Origin of the sequence: Burkholderia perseverans, assembly GCF_022870505.1 — a bacterium.
In the GTDB taxonomy this organism is placed as follows: Bacteria; Pseudomonadota; Gammaproteobacteria; order Burkholderiales; family Burkholderiaceae; genus Burkholderia; species Burkholderia plantarii.
Genome location: NZ_CP045094.1, coordinates 3,549,581 through 3,572,331, shown reverse-complemented (window position 1 = coordinate 3,572,331; position 22,751 = coordinate 3,549,581). Strand labels below are relative to the sequence as shown.

The following is a 22,751-nucleotide window of genomic DNA, read 5'->3' as shown; positions in this document are numbered from 1 at the left end:
AAGCTGCAGTTCACCGACGTGACGGTGGACCAGACCACCGGCTCGGTGACGATCCGCGCGATCTTCCCGAACCCGAACCGCGTGCTGCTGCCGGGCATGTTCGTGCGTGCGCGCATCGAGGAAGGCACCAACGACAACGCGTTCCTGGTGCCGCAGATCGGCGTGCAGCATGATCCGAAGGGCCAGCCGACCGCACTGGTGGTGGGTCAGGACGGCAAGGTCGCCACGCGCGTGCTGAAGACCACCGGCACGCACGGCCAGGACTGGGTCGTCGAAGGCGGCCTGCAGGCGGGCGACCGCGTGATCGTGCAGGGCGTGGCGAAGGTGCAGCCGGGCATGGCCGTCAAGGCGGTGCCGGCGCAGCTGCCGCCCGCGCCGGACGCGAACGCGCCGCAAAGCGCGGCGGACACCGGCAACGCGAATCCGGACGCTGCGGGTGCATCGGGTGCGGCAGGCGCTTCCGGCGCCTCGTCGGCGGCACCCGCGAGCGCGGCGGCCGGTTCGGCAACGAGTGCGACGGCGGCTTCGGGCGCGTAATCACAGGGGGCCTGTTTCATGGCAAAGTTTTTTATCGATCGCCCGATCTTCGCGTGGGTGATCGCCATCATCCTGATGCTCGCGGGTATCGCGGCGATCTTCACGCTGCCGATCTCGCAGTATCCGACGATCGCGCCGCCGTCGATCCAGATCTCCGCCACCTATCCGGGTGCGTCGGCGAAGACGGTCGAGGACACGGTCACGCAGGTGATCGAGCAGCAGATGAGCGGTCTCGACAACTTCCTGTACATGTCGTCCACCAGCGACGATTCGGGTACGTCGACCATCACGCTGACGTTCGCGGCCGGCACCAATCCGGACATCGCGCAGGTGCAGGTGCAGAACAAGCTGTCGCTGGCCACGCCGATCCTGCCGCAGGTGGTGCAGCAGCTCGGCCTGAAGGTCACGAAGTCGAGCAGCAGCTTCCTGCTGGTGCTCGCGTTCGTGTCCGAAGACGGCAGCATGAACAAGTACGACCTCGCGAACTACGTCGCCTCGCACGTGCAGGATCCGGTCAGCCGTCTGAACGGCGTCGGTACCGTCACGCTGTTCGGCTCGCAGTATGCGATGCGCGTCTGGCTCGACCCGAACAAGCTGACCAACTACAGCCTCACGCCATCCGATGTGACGGCCGCGATCACGGCGCAGAACGTGCAGATCGCGGGCGGCCAGATCGGCGGCACGCCGGCCAAGCCGGGCACGGTGCTGCAGGCCACCATCACCGAGCAGACGCTGCTGCAGACGCCCGAGGAGTTCGGCAACATCCTGCTGAAGGTGAACCAGGACGGCTCGCAGGTGCGCCTGAAGGACGTCGCGACGATGAGCCTCGGCGGCGAGAACTACAACTTCGACACGAAGTACAACAATCAGCCCACGGCCGGCCTCGGCATCCAGCTCGCGACCAACGCGAACGCGCTGCAGACGGCCAACGCGGTGCGCGCGAAGATCGACGAACTGTCGAAGTACTTCCCGCACGGGCTGGTGGTGAAGTACCCGTATGACACGACGCCGTTCGTGCGCCTGTCGATCGAGGAAGTGGTCAAGACGCTGCTGGAAGGCATCGTGCTGGTGTTCCTCGTGATGTATCTGTTCCTGCAGAACCTGCGGGCCACGATCATCCCGACCATCGCGGTGCCGGTGGTGCTGCTCGGCACGTTCGCGATCATGTCGGCGGTGGGCTTCTCGATCAACACGCTGTCGATGTTCGGCCTCGTGCTCGCGATCGGCCTGCTGGTGGACGATGCGATCGTGGTGGTGGAGAACGTCGAGCGCGTGATGTCGGAGGAGGGGCTCTCGCCGAAGGAAGCGACCAAGAAGGCGATGGGCCAGATCACCGGCGCGCTGGTGGGCGTGGCGCTGGTGCTGTCGGCGGTGTTCGTGCCGGTGGCGTTCTCGGGCGGCTCGGTGGGCGCGATCTACCGGCAGTTCTCGCTGACGATCGTGTCGGCGATGGTGCTGTCGGTGCTGGTCGCGCTGATTCTCACGCCGGCGTTGTGCGCGACCATCCTGAAGCCGGTGGGCCCCGATCACCACGAGGAGAAGAAGGGTTTCTTCGGCTGGTTCAACCGCAACTTCAACCGCAGCCGCGACAAGTACCACTCGGGCGTGCATCACGTGATCAAGCGCTCGGGCCGCTGGCTGATCATCTACCTGGTGGTGATCGTCGCGGTCGGGCTGCTGTTCGTGCGCCTGCCGAAGTCGTTCCTGCCGGACGAGGATCAGGGCCTGATGTTCGTGATCGTGCAGACGCCGTCGGGCTCCACCCAGGAAACCACCGCGCGCACGCTGAAGAACATCACCGACTACCTGCTCAACCAGGAGAAGGACATCGTCGAATCGGCGTTCACCGTGAACGGCTTCAGCTTCGCGGGCCGCGGCCAGAATTCGGGCCTCGTGTTCGTGCGGTTGAAGGACTACTCGGTGCGCCAGAGCGCGAACCAGAAGGTGCAGGCGCTGATCGGCCGGATGTTCGGGCGCTACGGCGGCTACAAGGACGCGATCGTCGTGCCGTTCAACCCGCCGTCGATTCCGGAACTCGGCACCGCCGCCGGCTTCGACTTCGAGCTGACCGACAACGCCGGTCTCGGCCACGATGCGCTGATGGCCGCGCGCAACCAGCTGCTCGGCGTCGCGTCGAAGGATCCGACGCTGCAGGGCGTGCGTCCGAACGGCCTCAACGACACGCCGCAGTTCAAGGTCGACATCGATCGCGAGAAGGCCAACGCGCTCGGCGTGACGCCAGCTTCGATCGACCAGACCTTCTCGATCGCGTGGGCCTCGCAGTACGTCAACAACTTCCTCGATACCGACGGTCGGATCAAGAAGGTGTACGTGATGGCCGACGCGCCGTTCCGCGCGACGCCGCAGGACATGGACATCTGGTACGTGCGCAACGGTTCGGGCGGGATGGTGCCGTTCAGCGCGTTCGCGACCGGCCACTGGACCTACGGTTCGCCGAAGCTGGAACGCTACAACGGCATCTCGTCGGTGGAAATCCAGGGGCAGGCATCGGCGGGCAAGAGTACCGGCCAGGCGATGACGGCGATGGAGAAGATCGCGCAGAAGCTGCCGAACGGCATCGGCTATTCGTGGACCGGCCTGTCGTTCCAGGAAATCCAGTCGGGCTCGCAGGCGCCGATCCTCTACGCGATCTCGATCCTGGTGGTGTTCCTGTGTCTGGCGGCGCTGTATGAGAGCTGGTCGATCCCGTTCTCGGTGATCATGGTGGTGCCGCTCGGCGTGATCGGCGCGCTGATCGCCACCACGGTGCGCGGGCTTGAGAACGACGTGTTCTTCCAGGTCGGCCTGCTGACCACGGTGGGGCTGTCGGCGAAGAACGCGATCCTGATCGTGGAATTCGCGCGCGAGCTGCAGATCGGCGAGAAGATGGGGCCGGTCGAGGCGGCGCTGGAAGCGGCGCGGCTGCGGCTGCGCCCGATCCTGATGACCTCGCTCGCGTTCATCCTCGGCGTGCTGCCGCTCGCGATCAGCAACGGCGCGGGTTCGGCGAGCCAGCACGCGATCGGCACCGGCGTGATCGGCGGGATGTTGACCGCAACGTTCCTCGCGATCTTCATGATCCCCATGTTCTTCGTGAAGGTGCGGGCGGTGTTCGGCGGCGAGAAGGAAGACGCCGACGAGGCGCTGCGTCTGGCGCAGGAGCACGCGCACCGGACCCAGGAAGGCGGCGACGGCAACAAGGAACAGTGACAATGCGAAAATTTGCTTTGACTGCAATGGCGGTCGCGCTCGTCGCCACCGGCTGTACGCTGGCACCGCGCTACGAGCGTCCGGCGGCGCCGGTCTCGGGGTCGTTCCCGTCCGACGGCGTCTACGCGACGCAGCCGGGCGCGAGCGCGACCAAGAGCGCGAACGGCCAGGCCGCCAGCGACATCGGCTGGCGCAACTTCTTCACCGATCCGCGGCTGCAGCAGCTGATCGAGCTGGCGCTGAAGAACAACCGCGACCTGCGCGTGTCGGTGCTCAACGTGGAGGCGGCGCGCGCGCAGTACCAGATCACGCGCGCCGAGCTGCTGCCCACGCTGGGCGGCACCGGCACCGGCTCGCTCCAGCGGCTGCCGGCCGGCGTCTCGACCACGGGGGCGCCGCTCGTCACGCACGTCTACAACGTCGGGCTGTCGGCGTCGTGGGAGCTGGACCTGTTCGGCCGGATCCAGAGCCTGAAGGACCAGGCGCTCGCGCAATACCTGTCCACGGCACAGGCACGCAAGGCCGCCGAGATCTCGCTGATCTCGCAGGTGGCCGACCAGTACCTGACGGTGCTGTCCACCGACGACCTGCTGAAGGTGACGGAAGACACGCTGAAGACGGCGCAGTCCTCGTACAACCTGACCAAGCTGCAGTTCGACAACGGCACCGGCTCGGAGCTGGACCTGCGTCAGGCGCAGACGGTGGTCGAGCAGGCGCTGGCGAACCAGCAGGCGCAGGCACGCGCACGGGCGCAGGCGCTCAACGCGCTGGTGGTGCTGGTGGGCGAGCCGCTGCCGGACGACCTGCCGGCGGGCCTGCCGCTCGACTCGCAGGACCTGCTCACCGACATCCCGGCGGGGCTGCCGTCGGACCTGCTCACGCGCCGGCCCGACATCATGGAGGCCGAGCAGACGCTGCGCGCGGCCAACGCGAACATCGGGGCGGCGCGCGCGGCGTTCTTCCCGCGCATCTCGCTGACGGGCGCGTTCGGCACGGCGAGCCCGACGCTGGGCGGGCTATTCAAGGCGGGGACGGCGGCCTGGTCGTTCGCGCCGGACATCACGCTGCCGATCTTCGAGGGCGGCTCGAACCTGGCGAACCTCGATCTCGCGCACGTGCAGAAGCGCATCGAGGTGGCGAACTACGAGAAGGCGATCCAGACGGCGTTCCAGGAAGTGTCGGACGGGCTGGCTGCTCGGGGGACGTTCGACCAGCAGATCGCGGCGCTGCAACGCAACGAGCAGGCGCAGCAGCGGCGCTACGATCTGTCGGACCTGCGCTACAAGAACGGGGTGGACAACTACCTGACAGTGCTGACGGCGCAGACGGATCTGTACACGGCGCAGCAGTCGCTGATCTCGGCGCGGCTGTCGCGCTGGACGAACCTGGTGGACCTGTACCGCGCGCTGGGCGGCGGCTGGATCGAGCATTCGGGCGACACGCCGCGCGAGGCCGATGCGCCGGTCGACTACGGCAAGGCTGCTCCGGCGGCACCGGCTTCGCAAGCCACGGCGGGCTGAGCCCCGGATCGAGGCAGGCGGGTGGCGGCAGCATCGACCGCTCGCGCGCCTCGCGCTTCACGCCCCACGCTTTACGCTTCACGATGACACCCCGGCAGGCTTCACGGCTTGCCGGGGTGTCGTTTTTTCGGCGCCGCAAAACGCGACACCCGGCCGGAGCCGGGTGTCGTGTCGCCGTCCGCCGCCCGAGCCGCGCCGCCGCGGCAGGCTGGCGTCGCCGTCAGTGCAGGCCGGCCGGATGCCGTTCGAGATCGTGGCCGGCGCGGCGGATCTCGCACTCGGCCTGCTGCTCGCTCTTCACGCCGTTGAACACGAGATTCAGCAGCACCGCCGACACCGAGGCAAGCAGGATGCCGCTATGCAGGATCGGCGCGAGCGCGCCCGGCAGCTTTGCGAAGAAGTGCGGCGAGACTACCGGCACGAGACCGAGCCCGATGCTGACCGCGACGACGAACAGGTTGTTGTGGTTGCTGACGAAGTCGACGCGCGAGAGCGTCTTCACGCCGTTCGCGGCCACCATCCCGAACATCACGATGCCGGCGCCGCCGAGTACGAAGGCCGGCACCGAGGCGACGATCTGCGCCATCTTCGGGAACAGCCCGAGCAGCACCAGGATCACGCCGCCCATCACGCACACGAAGCGGCTCTTCACGCCGGTCACGCCGACCAGACCGACGTTCTGCGAGAACGAGGTGTGTGGAAACGAATTGAAGATGCCGCCGATCAGCGTGCCGAGGCCGTCCACGCGCAGGCCGCGCACCAGCGCCTGCTGATCCACCGGGCGGTCGACCATGTCGCCGACCGCGAGGAACATGCCGGTCGATTCGATGAACGTGACGAACATCACGATCACCATGGTCGCGATCGACAGCGCGTCGAAGTGCGGCATGCCGAAGTGGAACGGCATCACGAAGCCGACCCAGGGCGCGGCCGCGACGCCGTCGAGATCGACACGCCCGAGCCCGAGCGCGATCACGAAGCCGGCCACGAGGCCGAGCAGCACCGCGATGTTGGCGAAGAAGCCGCGGCCGAACCTGTTGATCAGCAGGATCAGCGTGAGCACCAGCAGCGACAGGCCGAGGAATACCGGGCTGCCGTATTCGGGGTTGCCCACGCCGCCCGCGGCCCAGTTGATGCCGACCCCCATCAGCGACAGCCCGATCACCGCGATCACGGTGCCGACCACCACCGGCGGGAAGAAGCGCAGCAGCTTGCCGATCACCGGCGCGATCACGATGCCGATCACGCCGGCCGCGATGGTCGAGCCGAACACGTCGAGCAGGCCCAGGCTCGGATTGGTGCCGATCGCGATCAGCGGGCCGACCGAGGCGAACGTGCAGCCCATGATCACCGGCAGGCGGATGCCGAAGATCCAGACGCCGAGCGTCTGGATCAGCGTGGCGATTCCGCACGCGAACAGGTCGGCGCTGATCAGGAACGCGATCTGGTCTTTCGGCAGCTTCAGCGCGCCGCCGATGATGAGCGGCACGGCGACGGCGCCGGCATACATCACGAGCACATGCTGCAGACCCAGGGTGACGAGCTTGCCGGCGGGCAAAATCTCGTCGCACGGATGGACCGTGTTCGATTGCATCTGTCTCACTCCATGATCTTGTTGTCGGGGTGGTGTGAAGTTATGCGCATCGACGCGGGCCAACAAGAGTACTGGGCGCTATTCCGCGGTTTGCGGGCGGGATATGCGTTTTTCGATGCCGGATGCCGAGAATTCATGGGGGACGCCCCGCTGGGGTGGGATTGCCGGGAGTTATATCCAGTCAAAAACAGCGTGGCGCCGGTGCCAAATATCGGCCGGGTTATTGTCTGTATCCAGCATGGCGCATGAGGCCGCTTTGGGCCAGCTGCCCGACCGGCTGGGTTTACCCGCGTCGCAAGGCTTTTCACGGGGTCGGATCGCGGTTCGGGCGGTGTCGGCGACGGTTCGTGCGGACGGTTTTTTTCGACGTCGGGACGGGCCGGACGGCGCACGAATCGACCGGCGAAACCGGCTGGCGACGCGAGGCGACATCGATTCGTCGCGTGGCGCCATGCCAGTTTTCGCGGCCGGCGTTTACACTTCCGGCTGGTTCCGCCGCGCCGGCCCGGCGCGTCTCGCGCAGGGCGCGCGCCATGCGCCGGGTCCGGGCACGGCTTCGGCCGCCGCCCGGCGCCGTCCGCGGCGAGCAACCCCGCAACGTCACAGACAAGGAGCATCAAGATGAAGACGAAAGCCGCGATCGCATGGACGGCCGGTGCGCCGCTGACCATCGAGGAAGTGGATCTGGAAGGCCCGCGCGCGGGCGAGGTGCTGATCGAGGTGAAGGCCACGGGGATCTGCCATACCGACTACTACACGCTGTCGGGCGCCGATCCGGAAGGGATCTTCCCGGCGATCCTCGGCCACGAGGGCGCGGGCGTGGTGGTGGACGTCGGCCCCGGCGTCGGCACGCTGAAGAAGGGCGACCACGTGATTCCGCTCTACACGCCGGAATGCCGCGAGTGCAAGTTCTGCCTGTCGCGCAAGACCAACCTGTGCCAGAAGATCCGCGCCACGCAGGGCAAGGGCCTGATGCCCGACGCGACCTCGCGCTTCTCGCTCGACGGCAAGCCGATCTTCCACTACATGGGCACCTCCACGTTCTCGAACTACATCGTCGTGCCGGAGATCGCGGTGGCGAAGATCCGCGAGGACGCGCCGTTCGACAAGGTCTGCTACATCGGCTGCGGCGTGACGACGGGCGTGGGCGCGGTAGTCTACTCGGCGAAGGTCGAGGCCGGCGCGAACGTGGTGGTGTTCGGCCTCGGCGGGATCGGCCTGAACGTGATCCAGGGCGCGAAGATGGTGGGCGCCGACAAGATCATCGGCGTCGACATCAACCCGGCGCGCGTCGAGCTCGCGAAGAAGTTCGGCATGACGCACTTCATCAACCCGAAGGACGTCGAGAACGTGGTCGACCAGATCGTGCAGCTGACCGACGGCGGCGCCGACTACTCGTTCGAGTGCATCGGCAACGTCACCACCATGCGCCAGGCGCTCGAATGCACCCACAAGGGCTGGGGGCAGTCGTTCATCATCGGCGTGGCGGCGGCCGGCCAGGAGATCAGCACGCGGCCGTTCCAGCTCGTCACGGGCCGCGAATGGAAGGGCTCGGCGTTCGGCGGCGCGCGCGGGCGCACCGACGTGCCGAAGATCGTCGACTGGTACATGGAAGGCAAGCTCAACATCGACGACCTGATCACGCACCGGCTGCCGCTCGAGCAGATCAACGACGGCTTCGACCTGATGAAGAAGGGCGAGTCGATCCGCTCGGTCGTGCTCTACTGATCCCGGAGGCAGCGATCATGCTCGAACTGGTTGCGTCGCATGCGTGCTTCGGCGGCGAGCAGCGTTTCTATCGCCACGAGTCGTCGACCATCGGCCTGCCGATGAAGTTCTCGGTGTTCCTGCCGCGGCAGGCGGTGGCGGACGGCACGCGAGTGCCGGCGCTGTTCTTCCTGGCGGGGCTCACCTGCACCGAGGAAACCTTCATGACCAAGGCCGGCGCGCAGCGCTTCGCGGCCGAGCACGGCATCGCGCTGATCGCGCCCGACACGAGCCCGCGAGGTGCCGGCGTGCCGGGCGAGGCCGAGGCCTGGGATTTCGGGGTGGGCGCGGGCTTCTATCTCGACGCCACCGAGGCGCCGTGGGCCACGCACTACCGGATGGAGTCGTACCTGATGGACGAGCTGCGCGCGCTGGTGCTCGGCGCGCTGCCGATCGAAGGCACGCGGCTCGGCATCTTCGGCCATTCGATGGGCGGCCATGGCGCGCTGACGCTCGCGCTGCGGCACCCCGGCGTGTTCCGTTCGGTGTCGGCGTTCGCGCCGATCGCCGCGCCGATGCGCTGCGCGTGGGGCGAGAAGGCGTTCGGCGGCTATCTCGGCGAGGATCGCGAGACCTGGAAGGCGCACGACGCGAGCGAACTGGTCGCGCGCAGCGACGCGCCGCGCTATGCCGACGGGATCCTCATCGATCAGGGGCTGGCCGACAAGTTCCTGCCGACCCAGCTCAATCCCGAGGTGTTCGAGGCCGCCTGCCAGGAAGCCGGCCAGCCGCTCACGCTGCGCCGCCACGAAGGCTACGACCACGGCTATTACTTCATCTCGACGTTCATCGCCGACCACCTCGCGCATCACGCGCGCACGCTGCTCGCGTGACGGCGCAGGTGGCGGCGGTCATCCGCTGCCGCTCGATGTTGTCCGGCGCCGGACCGTGAAACGACGAAGCCCGCCGACGCGCTTGCGAGCGCATCGTCGGGCTTTTTGTTTCGTGCGTCGTGGAGAGGGTCGCGCGCGCTCGCCTCAGGCCGAGGCGCCCGCCGTGAGCCGGCGCCCGCCGAGGCTCGCCGCGTAGACGAGCGCCGACAGCGCGGTGATCCAGAAGCTGGTCGGCCAGTCGGTGTAGTAGGCGAACGTGATGCCGAGCCAGGCCTCGCCGAGCGCGAACAGCGCGGCGAGCCAGACGCCGGCGGCGAGCCGCGTGGTGAGGTTCTGGGCGGCCGAGGCCGGCCCCACCAGCAGCGTGAACACCAGCAGCACGCCGACGATCTGCGTGCAGGCGGCCACCGCCAGCGCGCAGATCGCGAGGAACAGCACCGAGACGAGCCGCAGCGACACGCCCTTGGCCTCGGCCAGCTCCGGCTGCAGCGAGGCGAACACGAGCGGGCGCAGGATTGCCGCGAGCGCGATCAGGCTGACCGCGCCGATCCCGGCCAGCACCATCAGCGTGGCGTGGCTCACGCCGAGCACGTTGCCGAACAGCAGCGCGGTGACCTGGGTCGCGTAGCTCGTGTAGAAGTGCAGGAACAGCAGTCCCGCGCCGAGCGCGACCGAGAGGATCACGCCGATCGCGACGTCGCGGCCCGCGAGCCGTTCGCCGAGCGCGCCCATCGCGATGCCGGCCGCGAGCGTGAAGCCCACCATCCCCCAGATCGGCGAGAGGCCGAGCAGCACCGCGCCGGTGGCGCCGGTGAAGCCGACGTGCGAGAGCGCATGGCCGGCGAAGGTCTGGCCGCGCAGCACCAGGAAATAGCCGACCACGCCCGCCAGCACCGCGACGATCCCCGCCGCGGCGAACGCGTTGACCATGAATTCGTATTCAAACATCGTGCGCCTACTCGTGCGAAGTGCCGTGCGAATGATCGTGGCCGTGCCCATGTGAATGCGCATGAGCGTGCCCGTGTCCGTGGTGGCCGTCGTCCTCGTGTTCGTGATCGTGCTTCTCCACCTCGACGTCGCCCGACATCACGAAGATCCGGCCGTTCACGTGCATCACGTCGATCGGCGAGCCGTACAGGCGTGACAGCACGGGCCGCGTGATCACCTCGTCGACGGTGCCGAGCGCGGCGGTGCCGTTGCCGAGATAGAGCACGCGGTCGAGCGCGTTCAGCAGCGGGTTCAGCTCGTGCGCCGAGAACAGCACGGTAATGCCGAGCTCGCGCTGCACGCGCCGCACCAGTTCCACCACGCCGCGCTGGTGATGCGGGTCGAGACTGATCAGCGGCTCGTCGAGCAGCAGCAGCTTCGGCGCGCCGAGCAGGCACTGCGCGAGCAGCAGGCGCTGGCGCTCGCCGCCCGACAGTTCGGACAGCGGGCGCTGCGCGAGCGCCGCGGCGCCGACCAGGTCGAGCACGCGCGCCACGTCGGCGCGCACCGCCGGGTTCGCGCGCGGCAGCCCCCAGCGGTGGCCGTCGGCGGCCATCGCCACGAAGTCGTAGCCGCGCACGCGGCGCCCGGCCAGCGCGCTGCGGATCTGCGGCATGTAGCCGATCGCCGGATTGCCGCGCGAGACCGGCGCGCCGGCCACCGAGAGGGTGCCGCGCGAAGCCGGCACGAGGCCCAGCACGGCGCGCATCAGCGTGGTCTTGCCGGCGCCGTTCGGGCCGAGCACGCCGACGAATTCGCCGGCCTCGACGGCCAGGCTGACGTCGCGCAGGATGGTGCGCCCGCCCAGTTCGAGCGTGACGCGATCAAGCGCGAGCGCGGCGGAAGCAGCAGCGTTCATGGTCTCAATGGCGGCCCAGCGCGGCGCCCAGCGCATCGAGCTGCGCGAGCATCCACTGCTGGAAGGTCTTGCCGGCCGGTTCGGTCTCGGTGACGCTGACGGTCGGCACGGACGCGTCCTTCGCGATCTTGAGCATGCGCCTGGTCATCGGCTCCTCGGCCTGGCTGTTGTAGATCAGCGCGCGCACCTGGCGCGTGCGGAGGTCTTTCTCGAACGCCGCGATGTCGCTCGCGCTCGCCTCGGTGTCGTTCATGGTCGCGAGCTGGAAGCTCAGGTTGCGCATCGTCAGGCCGATCGCGTCCGACATGTAGCCGAACACCGGCTCGGTGGCCGTCACCGGCACGCCGTGGTACTGCGCGCGCAGCGCGGCGACCTTCGCGTCGATCGGCTTCAGCGAGGCGACGAAGCTCGCGAGGTTCTTCTCGTAGTCGGCCTGGTGCGCGGGATCGGCCGCCGCGAGGGCGGCGGCGATGGCGCGCGCGGCGGCCGGCATCGTGGCCGGATCGTACCAGAGGTGCGGGTTGTCGCCGGGCTTTTTGCCGACCAGGTCGGCCACCACGATGGTCTTGCGCGCGGCGTTGTTCGACGCGGCCAGCAGCTTGGCCATCCACGGATCGTAGTCGGCGCCGTTGTAGACGACCAGGTTCGCGTGCTGCAGCTCGCGCGCCGTCTTCGGGCTCGCCTCGAACAGGTGCGGATCCTGGTCCGGATTGCTGAGGATGCTCGACACCGCCACGTTCGCGCCGCCGATCTGCCGGACCACGTCGCCGTAGAAGTTCTCGGCGGCCACCACCTGCAGCTTCGCGGCCTGCGCGAGCGCCGGCGCGGCGAGCGCCAGCGCGGCGCAGCCGGCGGCGAGCCAGCGGGCCAGGCGGGTGCGGGGGGCACGGGGGGAGCGGGCGCGCAGCGGCGCGCGCGACGTGGCGGCGAAAGTCATGCTTGTTCCTCGACGGAGTGGGCGAGCCGCGCGCCCGAACAGACGCGCGGCGGAGCGGGTCACGCGTTCGGCGCGCCCTTGGGATGGGTCCTGCATTCGCCGCAGAGGCCCGTCAGTTCGACCACCTGACGATGCATCTCGAAGCCGTGGGCGGATTCGCTGGCGGAGAGCTGGCGCGCGAGATCGGCGCCGGGGATTTCGACCGTGTCGCCGCACGATTCGCAGATCAGGAACTGCCCCTGGTGGGGCGGGCCGATCTCGCAACAGGCGAAGAACGCGTTGCGCGACTCGATGCGGTGGATGAAGCCGTGCTCGACGAGGAAATCGAGCGCGCGATAGACGGTGGTGGGCGGCATGCGGCCGCGCTCGGGCGTGAGTTCGGCGATCAGGTCGTAGGCGCCGATCGGCTTCTGCGCGGCCAGCACCTTCTCATAGACCTGCCGCCGCAGCGGCGTCCAGGTCAGGCCGTGCTCGGCGGCGAACGCGTCGGCGCGGGCGAGGCGGGCATCCAGGGACGAGGTCGAGGCCATGGCGATACACCATCGAAAAGCGGGAGATAGCGGATGATATAACGTATCCAGCGATCGTGCATACGGCCGGCTTGCGGAAACCGCGGCGGCGCTGATCCACCCCGGCCGCCGCCGTCCGCGCGATGCGGCAGCGCATCATCGAAAGCGGCGTTTTCGCCTTGACAGTCCCGCAGTGGTATCCGATTATTCGATCGCAATCTGAGCAAATGATCATTCAATGAGCGTTAGCTCACTGAATGCCGGATGACAGCACGAATAACGAAATCGGAGACAGCCAGTGAGATTGCAGGACAAGGTCGCGATCCTGACGGGCGCCGCCAGCGGCATCGGCGAAGCGGTCGCGCAGCGATATCTGGAAGAGGGCGCGCGCTGCGTGCTGGTCGATCTGAAGCCGGCCGGCGGCTCGCTGGCGGCGCTGATGGCCGCGCATCCGGAGCGCGCGATCGCGGTCACCGCGGACGTGACGCGGCGCGAGGACATCGCGCGTATCGTGGCCGCGGCCGTCGAGCAGTTCGGCGGCGTCGACATCCTGTTCAACAACGCGGCGCTGTTCGACATGCGCCCGCTGCTCGACGAATCCTGGGACATCTTCGACCGCCTGTTCGCGGTCAACGTGAAGGGCATGTTCTTCCTGATGCAGGCGGTCGCGCAGCGGATGGTCGAGCAGGGCCGCGGCGGCAAGATCGTCAACATGTCGTCGCAGGCGGGCCGCCGCGGCGAGGCGCTGGTCTCGCACTACTGCGCGACCAAGGCCGCCGTGCTCAGCTACACGCAATCGGCCGCGCTGGCGCTCGCGCCGCACCGGATCAACGTCAACGGCATCGCCCCCGGCGTGGTGGACACGCCGATGTGGGAGCAGGTGGACGCGCTGTTCGCGCGCTACGAGAACCGTCCGCTCGGCGAGAAGAAGCGCCTGGTGGGCGAGGCGGTGCCGCTCGGCCGGATGGGCCTGCCGGCCGACCTGACGGGCGCCGCGCTGTTCCTCGCCTCGGCCGACGCCGACTACATCACCGCCCAGACGCTCAACGTCGACGGCGGCAACTGGATGAGCTGACGCCATGGCCGAGATCGTCGTCGCGGGCGAGCTGCTCGCCGAATTCGTCGCCGTGAAGCGCGGCCAGGGTTTCGCGGCGCCGGGCGAATTCACCGGTCCGTTCCCGAGCGGCGCGCCGGCGATCTTCGCCGATCAGGCGGCGCGCATCGGCGTATCGGTGGCCTACGCGGGCTGCGTCGGGCGCGATGCGTTCGGCGACGCGATCGTCGCGCGGCTCGATTCGCACGGCGTGCGCACCGGCGCGATCCGCCGCGTGGCGCGCCCCACCGGACTCGCGTTCGTGGCCTACCGCGACGACGGCAGCCGCCAGTTCGTCTACAGCATCGACGGCAGCGCCTCGGCGCTGCTCGAGGCAGCCGACGTCACGGCCGACCTGTTCGAGGGCTGCCGCTATTACCACGTGATGGGCTCGTCGCTGACGAGCGAGAACGCGATCGCCGCCGTCAAGCGCGGCGTGATCGAGGCCGCGCGCGTGGGCGCGAAGATCTCGTTCGATCCGAACGTGCGCGCCGAGATGCTGGCCGCGTTCAAGCCGATGCGCGCCGCGCTGGAAGAATTGCTCGACGCCTGCCACCTGTTCCTGCCGAGCGAGGCCGACCTGCCGTTCTTCTGCGGCCCGCAGCCGGCCGAGCGCGCGATCGCCGGGCTGCTCGCCACGCGGCCGCTGCTCGAGCGCGTGGTGCTCAAGCGCGGCGCGGCCGGCAGTGCCGCGTTCGACCGCAACGGTCAGATCGAGATCGGCGGCTACGACACCACCGAGGTCGATCCGACCGGCGCCGGCGACTGCTTCGGCGGCACGCTGGTGGCGAGCCTGATCCAGGGCTGGCCGATCGATGCGGCGCTGTCGCGCGCGAACGCGGCGGGCGCGCTGGCGGTGGCCCGGGTCGGCCCGATGGAGGGCAACAGCTCGCCGGCCGAGATCGTCGAATTCCTGACCCGCCGGGGGATCGCATGCCCGGCCTGAGCCCCGCCGCCGAACGTCACGAACGCCGCGAGCGCCGCGAAGCGCAGGCGGCCGATGCCGGCCGCACGCTCGGCGCGATCTTCGGCGCCAATCGCGCCGGCGCGCGGCGCGGCATCTATTCGGTCTGCAGCGCGCACGCGCTGGTGCTGGAAGCGGCGTTCGAGGCCGCGCGCGACGACGGCTCGCCGCTGCTGATCGAGGCGACCTGCAACCAGGTCAACCATCAGGGCGGCTACACCGGCGCGACGCCGGCCGATTTCCGCCGCGACGTGGAAGCGCTGGCCGCGCGCACCGGTTTCCCGCTCGACGCGCTGGTGCTGGGCGGCGATCACCTCGGCCCGAATCCGTGGCGCCACCTGCGAGCGAAGGACGCGATGCAGGAGGCCGCGGCGATGGTGGCCGCCTACGTGGCGGCCGGCTTCACCAAGATCCATCTCGACGCGAGCATGGCCTGCGCCGACGACAGCGCGCCGCTCACCGACACGCTCGTCGCCGAGCGCGCCGCGCAGCTCTGCGCGGCGGCCGAAGCCGCGGCCGAGGCGGCCGGCACGGCGCCCGTCTACGTGGTGGGCACCGAGGTGCCGGTGCCGGGCGGCGAGACCGGCGGCAACGTGGATGGTGACGCGCCCTCGCAGGATGAAGGAGCGGGCGCCGGCCCGCTGTCGCACATCAAGGTGACGCGCGCCGAGGCGATCCGCGCCACGCTCGACGCGCACCAGGACGCGTTCGCGCGCTACGGCCTCGACGCGGCCTGGGCCCGCACGGTGGCGGTGGTCGCGCAGCCCGGCGTCGATTTCGACGACCGCCAGGTGCTCGACTACGCGCCGGCCCGTGCCGAGGCGCTCGCCGCCAGCATCCTCGAGGTGCCGCGCTTCGTGTTCGAGGCGCACTCGACCGACTACCAGACCGAGGCCGCGCTGGCCGCGCTGGTGCGCGACCATTTCGCGATTCTGAAGGTCGGCCCCGGCCTGACCTTCGCGTTGCGCGAGGCGCTGTTCGCATTGAGCTACGTCGAGGACGCGCTGGTCGACGAGAATCAGCGCTCGCGGCTGCGCGACGTGGTGGACGAGGCGATGCTCGCGCGCCCCGAGCACTGGGCGCCGTACTACCGCGGCGACGCCGCCGCACAGCGGCTCGCGCGCCAGTTCAGCTACAGCGACCGGATCCGCTACTACTGGCTGCAGCCGGTGGTGGCCGCCGCGGTCGCGCGCCTGTTCGCGAACCTCGCGCGCCGCGCGCCGCCCGAGACGCTGCTCGCGCAGTGGCTGCCGGACGTCTACGAGGCGCGGCGCGCGCATGCGCTCGGCGACGATCCGGCCGCCTGGGTCCGGTTCCGGATCCGCCACACGATTGCCCGCTACGCTCGCGCGTGCGGGATGCAGCAAGGCGGGTGAGGGCGCATCAGATCGCGCGCATCCACCCGCACCACGATGGACAGACCGTAGACGACAAGCCGATAACACAGGAGACATGCCATGCAACGACCGACGCTCATCGCCGCCGCCACGCGAATTCTCGCGGGCGCCGCGCTCGCGTCGTCGGCACTGGCCGCGCAGGCGGCCACGCTGACGATCGCGACGCTGAACAACCCCGACATGATCGAGCTGAAGAAGCTCTCGCCGGCGTTCGAGAAGGCCAACCCGGACATCAAGCTGAACTGGGTGATTCTGGAAGAGAACGTGCTGCGCCAGCGCGCCACCACCGACATCACCACCGGCAGCGGCCAGTTCGACGTGATGGCGATCGGCACCTACGAGGCGCCGCAGTGGGGCAAGCGCGGCTGGCTCTCGCCGATGACGGGCCTGCCCGCCGACTACGACCTGAACGACGTCGTGAAGACGGCGCGCGACAGCCTCTCGTACAACGGCCAGCTCTACGCGCTGCCGTTCTACGTCGAGAGCTCGATGACCTATTACCGCAAGGATCTGTTCGCGGCCAAGGGCCTCACGATGCCGGCCCAGCCGACCTACGACCAGATCCAGCAGTTCGCCGACAAGCTGACCGACAAGGCCAACGGCACCTACGGCATCTGCCTGCGCGGCAAGGCCGGCTGGGGCGAGAACATGGCCTACGTGTCGACCGTGGTGAACACGTTCGGCGGCCGCTGGTTCGACGAAAACTGGAACGCCCAGCTGACCTCGCCGGAATGGAAGAAGGCGATCAACTTCTACGTCGACCTGCTGAAGAAGGACGGCCCTCCGGGAGCGAGCTCGAACGGCTTCAACGAGAACCTGACGCTGACCGCCTCGGGCAAGTGCGCGATGTGGATCGACGCCACGGTGGCGGCCGGCATGCTCTACAACAAGCAGCAGTCGCAGGTGGCCGACAAGATCGGCTTCGCGGCCGCGCCGACCGCCGTCACGCCGAAGGGCTCGCACTGGCTGTGGGCCTGGGCGCTGGCGATCCCGAAGACGTCCAAGCAGCAGGACGCCGCGAAGAAGTTCATCACCTGGGCGACCTCGAAGCAGTACGTGGAAGCGGTGGGCAAGGACGAGGGCTGGGCCTCGGTGCCGCCGGGCACGCGCCAGTCCACCTACGCGCGCCCCGAGTACAAGGCCGCCGCGCCGTTCTCGGACTTCGTGCTGAAGGCGATCGAGACGGCCGACGTCAACGATCCCTCGCTGAAGAAGGTGCCGTACACGGGCGTGCAGTACGTCGGGATTCCTGAATTCCAGTCGTTCGGCACGGTCGTCGGCCAGTCGATCGCGGGTGCGGTGGCCGGCCAGATGACGGTCGACCAGGCACTCGCCGCCGGTCAGGCCGCCGCCGACCGCGCGGTGCGCCAGGCCGGCTACAAGAAGTAATCGAGCCAGTCGCGATCCGTGCCGGGCCGGCGCGGATCGCCTCGATGCAAGGCCCGTGCGCCGCCGCGCGGCACGTGGGCATCCGCTTCAAGAGGTCCGAGCATGCGTCACTTACGTCTTCCCCTACATCATCCGGCGCCCATGACCGATTCGTCTCCCGCCTCCGCCGCGTCCTCGCGCGGCAAGCCCGCCCGCTGGCTCGTCACGCCGTCGGTGGCGGTGCTGCTGCTGTGGATGTCGATCCCGCTCGCGATGACGATCTGGTATTCGTTCACGCGCTACAACCTGCTGAATCCCGACGAGAAGGGCTTCACCGGCCTCGACAACTACCGCTATCTGGCCACCGACCCGTCGTTCCTGCCGGCGATCTGGCACACGCTGGTGCTGATCGTGGCGGTGCTCGCGATCACCGTGGTCGGCGGCGTGCTGATGGCCGTGCTGTTCGACCGCAAGTTCTACGGGCAGGGCATCGCGCGCCTGCTCGCGATCGCGCCGTTCTTCGTGATGCCGACCGTCTCGGCGCTGATCTGGAAGAACATGATCCTGAACCCCGTCTACGGCCTGATCGCCCACCTGATGCGCGGGCTCGGCATGGCGCCGATCGACTGGTTCGCCGAATACCCGCTGACCGCCGTGATCATGATCGTCGCCTGGCAATGGCTGCCGTTCGCGTTCCTGATCCTGTTCACCGCGATCCAGTCGCTCGACCAGGAGCAGAAGGAGGCCGCCCGCATCGATGGCGCCGGGCCGTTCGCGATGTTCTTCTACATCACGCTGCCGCACCTGAGGCGCGCGATCGCCGTGGTGGTGATGATGGAAACCATCTTCCTGCTGTCGATCTTCGCCGAGATCTACACGACCACCGGCGGCGGCCCCGGCAACGCCACCACCAACCTGTCCTACCTGATCTACGCGCTCGGCCTGCAGCAGTTCGACGTCGGCCTCGCCTCGGCGGGCGGCATCCTCGCCGTCGTGCTCGCGAACGTCGTGTCGTTCTTCCTGGTGCGGATGCTCGCGAAAAACCTCAAAGGGGAGTACGAAGCATGAGCGACCTGACCGCAACCCCGCGCGCCGCGGGCGCGTCCGGCCCGTCCGGCGGCCTCGGCGCCGCGCTCGGCACCGTCCGGCGCGCGATTCCCGGCCTGCTCGCGTGGCTGATCGCGCTGCTGCTGTTCTTCCCGATCTTCTGGATGGCGATCACCGCGTTCAAGACCGAGCAGCAGGCCTACTCGATGTCGCTGATCTTCACGCCGACGCTCGACAGCTTCCGCGAGGTGTTCGCGCGCAGCAACTACTTCGGCTTCGCCTGGAACTCGATCCTGGTGTCGGTCGGCGTGACGCTGCTGTGCCTGCTGCTGGCGGTGCCGGCCGCCTACGCGATGGCGTTCTTCCCGACCCGGCGCACCCAGAAGGTGCTGCTATGGATGCTGTCCACCAAGATGATGCCGTCGGTGGGCGTGCTGGTGCCGATCTACCTGCTCTGGAAGAACTCGGGCCTGCTCGACACCGTGAGCGGCCTCGTGATCGTCTACACGCTGATCAACCTGCCGATCGCGGTCTGGATGACGTTTACCTATTTCGCCGAGATCCCGCGCGACATCCTGGAGGCCGGCCGCATCGACGGCGCCACCACCTGGCAGGAGATCGTCTACCTGCTGATGCCGATGTCGCTGCCGGGCCTCGCGTCCACCTCGCTGCTGCTGGTGATCCTGTCGTGGAACGAGGCGTTCTGGAGCATCAACCTGACCAGTTCGAACGCCGCGCCGCTGACCGTGTTCATCGCCTCCTACTCGAGCCCCGAGGGGCTGTTCTGGGCCAAGCTGTCGGCCGCCTCGCTGCTGGCCGTGGCGCCGATCCTGATCGTCGGCTGGCTGTCGCAGAAGCAACTGGTGCGCGGCCTCACGTTCGGGGCGGTCAAATGAGCGAACACGGCATGAGCCTGGCCGCCGGCGAGGGCCGCGACCGCCTGCTGATCTGCGATTGCGACGGCGTGCTGATCGACAGCGAGGCGGTGGCCGCCGGCGTGCTGGTGAGCGAGCTGGAAGCGCGCTGGCCCGGCGTGGACGTGCGCCCGGTGGTGATGCCGCTGCTCGGCCTGCGTACCGAGCGCGTGCTGGAGCGCGCGGCCGGACAGGTCGGCCGTGCGCTCGCGGCCGCCGAGGTCGTCGCGATCCGCACGGCGGTGGAGCGCGCGGCGGTGCTCGCGCCGGCCGTGGACGGCATCGACGCGGCACTGGCCGCGATCCCGCTGCCGATCGCCTGCGCCAGCAACAGCAATCGCGCCTACGTGGAGGCTGCGCTGACCCGCACCGGCCTCAAGCGCCATTTCGGCGAGCGGCTGTTCTGCGCCGACGGCGTGGAGCGGCCCAAGCCCGCGCCCGACGTCTACCTGGCCGCCGCCCACACGCTCGGCTTCGCGCCCGAGCACTGCCTGGTGGTGGAGGACAGCGCGACCGGCATCACCGCCGCGGCCGCGGCCGGCATGACGGTGATCGGCTTCATCGGCGGCGGCCACGCCTCGCCGTCGCAGGTCGATGCGCTGCGCGCGATCGGCGCGCGCCACGTGTTCGACCGGATGGACGCGCTGCCCGGCCTCGCCGCGCAGTGGATCGCGACCGGCAGCGTGCCGTCGCAGTGAGCGAAACGAATTGCGCGCCGCGCCGGCCGATCCGGCGGCGCGGCGCGTCACGAACCCAGCGGTAAGGAAAGCGGAGACAAATCATGGCAAGCCTGCTTCTGCGCAACATCGGCAAGCGCTACGACGACAACGAAGTGCTCGGCAACGTCAACCTCGACATCGCGGACGGCGAGTTCGTGGTGTTCGTCGGCCCGAGCGGCTGCGGCAAGTCCACCCTGATGCGGATGATCGCCGGGCTCGAGGACATTTCCAGCGGCGACCTGCTGATCGACGGCGCGCGCGTGAACGACCTGGCGAGCGCCAAGCGCGGCATCGCGATGGTGTTCCAGTCCTACGCGCTGTACCCGCACATGACGCTGTACGACAACATGGCGTTCGGCCTCAAGCTGGCCGGCGCGAAGAAGCCCGAGATCGACGCGGCGGTGCGCAACGCGGCGAAGATCCTGCACATCGACCACCTGCTCGACCGCAAGCCGAAGCAGCTCTCGGGCGGCCAGCGCCAGCGCGTCGCGATCGGCCGCGCGATCACGCGCAAGCCGAAGGTGTTCCTGTTCGACGAGCCGCTGTCGAACCTCGACGCGGCGCTGCGCGTGAAGATGCGCCTCGAGTTCGCGCGGCTGCACGACGAGCTGAAGACCACCATGATCTACGTGACGCACGACCAGGTCGAGGCGATGACGCTGGCCGACAAGATCGTGGTGCTGTCGGCCGGCAGCGTGCAGCAGGTGGGCGCGCCGAACACGCTCTACCACGCGCCGGCCAACCGGTTCGTGGCGGGTTTCATCGGCTCGCCGAAGATGAACTTCCTGGAAGGCGTGGCGCAGGCCGTGACGGCCGACGAGGCGGTGGTGCGCTTCGAGTCCGGCGAGGCGCAGCGCGTGGCGGTGCGTACCGGCGCGCTGAAGGTCGGCGACAAGGTGACGGTCGGCATTCGCCCCGAGCATCTGCTGGTGGGCGCCGCGCCCGACGGCGGGGGCGTGTCGGTGCGCACCATGGCCGTGGAGTCGCTCGGCGACGCCGCCTACCTGTACGCCGAATCGCCGGTCGCGCCGGACGGCATGATCGCGCGGATTCCGCCGCTCGAGACGCACCGGCCGGGCGAGATGCTGCGGGTCCACGCGCAGCCCGAGCACTGCCATCTGTTCGACGAGGGTGGCCTCGCGTTCGAGCGGCGCTCGCCGCATGCGCTGGCCGCGTGAGGCGGCGCCGGGCCGCTTCGGCGGCTCGGTGTGAGTGGGATTGAATGGAACCGACGCCGCGCGATTTTTGCGCGGCGTTGTTGTTTGAGGTGTCGGTCTTGATGTCGAGGATGCGCCGCGTATTCGGCATCGCGGAGGAGGGCGGTCGCGATCGTCTCGTGCGTGGTGGCGTTGGCCGGCGCAGTGATGATGCCGACGGCGATGCGATCGTCAGGCGTCAGGCGCCGTGGATGGCGCGCCGCGCGTTCGCATGAAGGAAGTTCGATGGCCTGAAGGCAAACCGCGATCGCCAGTCATGACGATCGCCGATCGACGGCCGCGCGTTCAATCAGCCAGCGCGGCCCGCGCGCAGGTCTCGTCGGTGACGAGCCCCGACAGCCAGCCGCCGCGCAGCGCGGCCAGCACGGCCGCCTGCTTGCGCGGCCCGCCCGCGAAGCCGATGGTCGGCCGGCGCGGCGGCGTCTCCATCGACACGCTCGTCACGCGCGCCGTCGACGGCGTGACCACGCGCCGGCCGTTCGCGTCGATCGGCAGCCCGACCATCTCGGCCACCGCGCCGCTGGCCATCATCTCGTTCAGCTCGTCGGGCGTGAGGAAGCCGTCCACGAACAGCGGACAGTCCGGGCCGACGTTGCCGATCCCGACGAACGCCACGTCGGCGTCGGCCGTCAGCTGCTCGACGATGCGGTAGAGCCGGTGGTTGCACCACTGCGCGCGTTCGGCGTCGTTGTCGGCGACGAGCGGCGCCGGCAGCAGGAAGTGCTTGCCGCCCGTCTTCTCCGAGATGTGCTGCGCGACGTCGTAGGGGTTCGACGAGCCGTCGCGCGCGATCGCGCCCACCATCGACACGAGCCGGTGCTGGCGGCGGTCGAGCTGCGCGATCTGCGCGACCGCCGCCTTCAGCGTGCGGCCGCTGCTGACCGCGATCACCATCGCGCGATCCTCGTTCAGGTAGCGCTCCATCACCTGCGCGCCCGCCACCGCGAGCTTGCGGTCGACCGCGTCCGGCGTGTCCGAATCGATCGGCACCACCTCGCACATCGCGAGCCCGTAGCGCTTCGAGAGCTGCGCGGCCAGGTCGAGGCAGTCGGCCACGCCGTGATCGACGCGCACGCGGATCAGGTTCTTCTCGACCGCGAACGCGACCAGCCGCTGTGCGACCGGGCGCGACACCTGCAGCTTTTCGGCGATCTCGTTCTGGGTGTCGCCGGCCACGTAGTAGAGCCAGGCGGCGCGGGTCGCGAGATCGAGTTTTTCAGAGGACTTGGGCACGGTGCGTGGGCGCTCGGACGGGCGGCTGGCTGGAAAAGGAACGGAT

20 protein-coding genes are annotated in these 22,751 nt (G+C 69.0%); 14 read left to right on the top strand and 6 right to left on the bottom strand.

Annotated features, from left to right (window positions below; all coding sequences use genetic code 11):
- From BpN12_RS30480 to BpN12_RS30470, 3 genes are all read left to right on the top strand, one after another.
- A partial coding sequence (locus BpN12_RS30480; RefSeq protein WP_246795845.1) for an efflux RND transporter periplasmic adaptor subunit occupies nucleotides 1-537 on the top strand: 537 nt, incomplete at its 5' end.
- 18 nt (nucleotides 538-555) lie between these two features.
- A complete protein-coding gene (locus BpN12_RS30475; protein WP_246795844.1) occupies nucleotides 556-3,747 on the top strand; it encodes an efflux RND transporter permease subunit in 3,192 nt (1,063 codons plus the stop codon).
- A gap of 2 nt (nucleotides 3,748-3,749) precedes the next feature.
- On the top strand, nucleotides 3,750-5,267 hold the full coding sequence (locus tag BpN12_RS30470; RefSeq protein ID WP_246795843.1) for an efflux transporter outer membrane subunit: 1,518 nt from the start codon (nucleotides 3,750-3,752) through the stop codon (nucleotides 5,265-5,267).
- A 220-nt stretch (nucleotides 5,268-5,487) separates the two neighbouring features.
- On the opposite strand, the gene BpN12_RS30465 is transcribed toward BpN12_RS30470, so the two are convergent.
- On the bottom strand, nucleotides 5,488-6,861 hold the full coding sequence (locus tag BpN12_RS30465) for a nucleobase:cation symporter-2 family protein (protein ID WP_246795842.1): 1,374 nt from the start codon (nucleotides 6,859-6,861) through the stop codon (nucleotides 5,488-5,490).
- A 621-nt stretch (nucleotides 6,862-7,482) separates the two neighbouring features.
- Between BpN12_RS30465 and BpN12_RS30460 the strand changes: the two genes are divergently transcribed.
- Together BpN12_RS30460 and fghA are read left to right on the top strand one after the other, a co-directional pair.
- Nucleotides 7,483-8,589: an S-(hydroxymethyl)glutathione dehydrogenase/class III alcohol dehydrogenase gene (locus BpN12_RS30460; RefSeq protein ID WP_246795841.1), complete on the top strand. Its 1,107-nt coding sequence runs from the start codon at nucleotides 7,483-7,485 to the stop codon at nucleotides 8,587-8,589.
- Between the two features lie 17 nt (nucleotides 8,590-8,606).
- On the top strand, nucleotides 8,607-9,461 hold the full coding sequence (gene fghA / locus BpN12_RS30455; protein ID WP_246795840.1) for an S-formylglutathione hydrolase: 855 nt from the start codon (nucleotides 8,607-8,609) through the stop codon (nucleotides 9,459-9,461).
- A gap of 144 nt (nucleotides 9,462-9,605) precedes the next feature.
- Here fghA and BpN12_RS30450 read toward each other — a convergent pair whose 3' ends face one another.
- Genes BpN12_RS30450 through BpN12_RS30435 form a run of 4 tightly spaced genes read right to left on the bottom strand, consistent with a single transcriptional unit; the run spans nucleotide 9,606 to nucleotide 12,774 of the window.
- Nucleotides 9,606-10,409: a metal ABC transporter permease gene (locus tag BpN12_RS30450; protein ID WP_246795839.1), complete on the bottom strand. Its 804-nt coding sequence runs from the start codon at nucleotides 10,407-10,409 to the stop codon at nucleotides 9,606-9,608.
- Nucleotides 10,410-10,416: 7 nt separating this feature from the next.
- A complete protein-coding gene (locus BpN12_RS30445) occupies nucleotides 10,417-11,307 on the bottom strand; it encodes an ABC transporter ATP-binding protein (protein ID WP_246795838.1) in 891 nt (296 codons plus the stop codon).
- Nucleotides 11,308-11,311: 4 nt separating this feature from the next.
- Nucleotides 11,312-12,244, bottom strand: coding sequence for a metal ABC transporter solute-binding protein, Zn/Mn family (locus tag BpN12_RS30440; RefSeq protein ID WP_246795837.1), 933 nt, complete (start codon nucleotides 12,242-12,244; stop codon nucleotides 11,312-11,314).
- Between the two features lie 59 nt (nucleotides 12,245-12,303).
- Complete coding sequence (locus BpN12_RS30435; protein ID WP_198251272.1) at nucleotides 12,304-12,774, bottom strand: Fur family transcriptional regulator; 471 nt, start codon at nucleotides 12,772-12,774, stop codon at nucleotides 12,304-12,306.
- A 277-nt stretch (nucleotides 12,775-13,051) separates the two neighbouring features.
- Between BpN12_RS30435 and BpN12_RS30430 the strand changes: the two genes are divergently transcribed.
- From BpN12_RS30430 to BpN12_RS30390, 9 genes are all read left to right on the top strand, one after another.
- A complete protein-coding gene (locus tag BpN12_RS30430) occupies nucleotides 13,052-13,828 on the top strand; it encodes an L-iditol 2-dehydrogenase (protein ID WP_246795836.1) in 777 nt (258 codons plus the stop codon).
- Between the two features lie 4 nt (nucleotides 13,829-13,832).
- Nucleotides 13,833-14,792, top strand: coding sequence for a sugar kinase (locus BpN12_RS30425; RefSeq protein WP_246795835.1), 960 nt, complete (start codon nucleotides 13,833-13,835; stop codon nucleotides 14,790-14,792).
- Nucleotides 14,780-16,186: a D-tagatose-bisphosphate aldolase, class II, non-catalytic subunit gene (locus BpN12_RS30420; RefSeq protein WP_246795834.1), complete on the top strand. Its 1,407-nt coding sequence runs from the start codon at nucleotides 14,780-14,782 to the stop codon at nucleotides 16,184-16,186. The genes BpN12_RS30425 and BpN12_RS30420 overlap by 13 nt, the downstream gene beginning before the upstream one ends.
- An 81-nt stretch (nucleotides 16,187-16,267) precedes the next feature.
- Nucleotides 16,268-17,596 (top strand): ABC transporter substrate-binding protein, encoded by a 1,329-nt coding sequence (locus tag BpN12_RS30415; protein WP_246795833.1) that lies wholly within the window; start codon nucleotides 16,268-16,270, stop codon nucleotides 17,594-17,596.
- A gap of 102 nt (nucleotides 17,597-17,698) precedes the next feature.
- The gene (locus tag BpN12_RS30410; protein WP_246795832.1) at nucleotides 17,699-18,643 is read left to right on the top strand and encodes a carbohydrate ABC transporter permease; all 945 of its coding nucleotides are present in this window, start codon (nucleotides 17,699-17,701) and stop codon (nucleotides 18,641-18,643) included.
- Nucleotides 18,640-19,518 carry a carbohydrate ABC transporter permease gene (locus BpN12_RS30405; RefSeq protein ID WP_246795831.1) on the top strand — a complete coding sequence of 293 codons (879 nt, stop codon included), beginning with the start codon at nucleotides 18,640-18,642 and terminating at the stop codon, nucleotides 19,516-19,518. The genes BpN12_RS30410 and BpN12_RS30405 overlap by 4 nt, the downstream gene beginning before the upstream one ends.
- Nucleotides 19,515-20,234 (top strand): HAD family hydrolase, encoded by a 720-nt coding sequence (locus BpN12_RS30400; protein ID WP_425306336.1) that lies wholly within the window; start codon nucleotides 19,515-19,517, stop codon nucleotides 20,232-20,234. Before BpN12_RS30405 ends, BpN12_RS30400 begins: the two co-directional genes overlap by 4 nt.
- Nucleotides 20,235-20,317: 83 nt before the next feature.
- Entirely contained in the window at nucleotides 20,318-21,433 is a 1,116-nt protein-coding gene (locus BpN12_RS30395; protein WP_246795830.1) for an ABC transporter ATP-binding protein, read from the top strand.
- Between the two features lie 44 nt (nucleotides 21,434-21,477).
- Complete coding sequence (locus tag BpN12_RS30390; RefSeq protein WP_246795829.1) at nucleotides 21,478-21,687, top strand: hypothetical protein; 210 nt, start codon at nucleotides 21,478-21,480, stop codon at nucleotides 21,685-21,687.
- Between the two features lie 70 nt (nucleotides 21,688-21,757).
- Here BpN12_RS30390 and BpN12_RS30385 read toward each other — a convergent pair whose 3' ends face one another.
- Nucleotides 21,758-22,705 carry a sugar-binding transcriptional regulator gene (locus tag BpN12_RS30385; RefSeq protein WP_246795828.1) on the bottom strand — a complete coding sequence of 316 codons (948 nt, stop codon included), beginning with the start codon at nucleotides 22,703-22,705 and terminating at the stop codon, nucleotides 21,758-21,760.
- Nucleotides 22,706-22,751 lie beyond the last annotated feature (46 nt).

Excerpts from the sequence above, each read along its gene's own strand:
- BpN12_RS30475 (WP_246795844.1), top strand. The coding sequence starts at position 556 with ATGGCAAAGTTTTTTATCGATCGCCCGATCTTCGCGTGGGTGATCGCC.
- BpN12_RS30470 (WP_246795843.1), top strand. The coding sequence starts at position 3,750 with ATGCGAAAATTTGCTTTGACTGCAATGGCGGTCGCGCTCGTCGCCACC.
- BpN12_RS30465 (WP_246795842.1), bottom strand. The coding sequence starts at position 6,861 with ATGCAATCGAACACGGTCCATCCGTGCGACGAGATTTTGCCCGCCGGC.
- BpN12_RS30460 (WP_246795841.1), top strand. The coding sequence starts at position 7,483 with ATGAAGACGAAAGCCGCGATCGCATGGACGGCCGGTGCGCCGCTGACC.
- fghA (WP_246795840.1), top strand. The coding sequence starts at position 8,607 with ATGCTCGAACTGGTTGCGTCGCATGCGTGCTTCGGCGGCGAGCAGCGT.
- BpN12_RS30450 (WP_246795839.1), bottom strand. The coding sequence starts at position 10,409 with ATGTTTGAATACGAATTCATGGTCAACGCGTTCGCCGCGGCGGGGATC.
- BpN12_RS30445 (WP_246795838.1), bottom strand. The coding sequence starts at position 11,307 with ATGAACGCTGCTGCTTCCGCCGCGCTCGCGCTTGATCGCGTCACGCTC.
- BpN12_RS30440 (WP_246795837.1), bottom strand. The coding sequence starts at position 12,244 with ATGACTTTCGCCGCCACGTCGCGCGCGCCGCTGCGCGCCCGCTCCCCC.
- BpN12_RS30435 (WP_198251272.1), bottom strand. The coding sequence starts at position 12,774 with ATGGCCTCGACCTCGTCCCTGGATGCCCGCCTCGCCCGCGCCGACGCG.
- BpN12_RS30425 (WP_246795835.1), top strand. The coding sequence starts at position 13,833 with ATGGCCGAGATCGTCGTCGCGGGCGAGCTGCTCGCCGAATTCGTCGCC.
- BpN12_RS30420 (WP_246795834.1), top strand. The coding sequence starts at position 14,780 with ATGCCCGGCCTGAGCCCCGCCGCCGAACGTCACGAACGCCGCGAGCGC.
- BpN12_RS30415 (WP_246795833.1), top strand. The coding sequence starts at position 16,268 with ATGCAACGACCGACGCTCATCGCCGCCGCCACGCGAATTCTCGCGGGC.
- BpN12_RS30410 (WP_246795832.1), top strand. The coding sequence starts at position 17,699 with ATGCGTCACTTACGTCTTCCCCTACATCATCCGGCGCCCATGACCGAT.
- BpN12_RS30405 (WP_246795831.1), top strand. The coding sequence starts at position 18,640 with ATGAGCGACCTGACCGCAACCCCGCGCGCCGCGGGCGCGTCCGGCCCG.
- BpN12_RS30400 (WP_425306336.1), top strand. The coding sequence starts at position 19,515 with ATGAGCGAACACGGCATGAGCCTGGCCGCCGGCGAGGGCCGCGACCGC.
- BpN12_RS30395 (WP_246795830.1), top strand. The coding sequence starts at position 20,318 with ATGGCAAGCCTGCTTCTGCGCAACATCGGCAAGCGCTACGACGACAAC.
- BpN12_RS30390 (WP_246795829.1), top strand. The coding sequence starts at position 21,478 with ATGGAACCGACGCCGCGCGATTTTTGCGCGGCGTTGTTGTTTGAGGTG.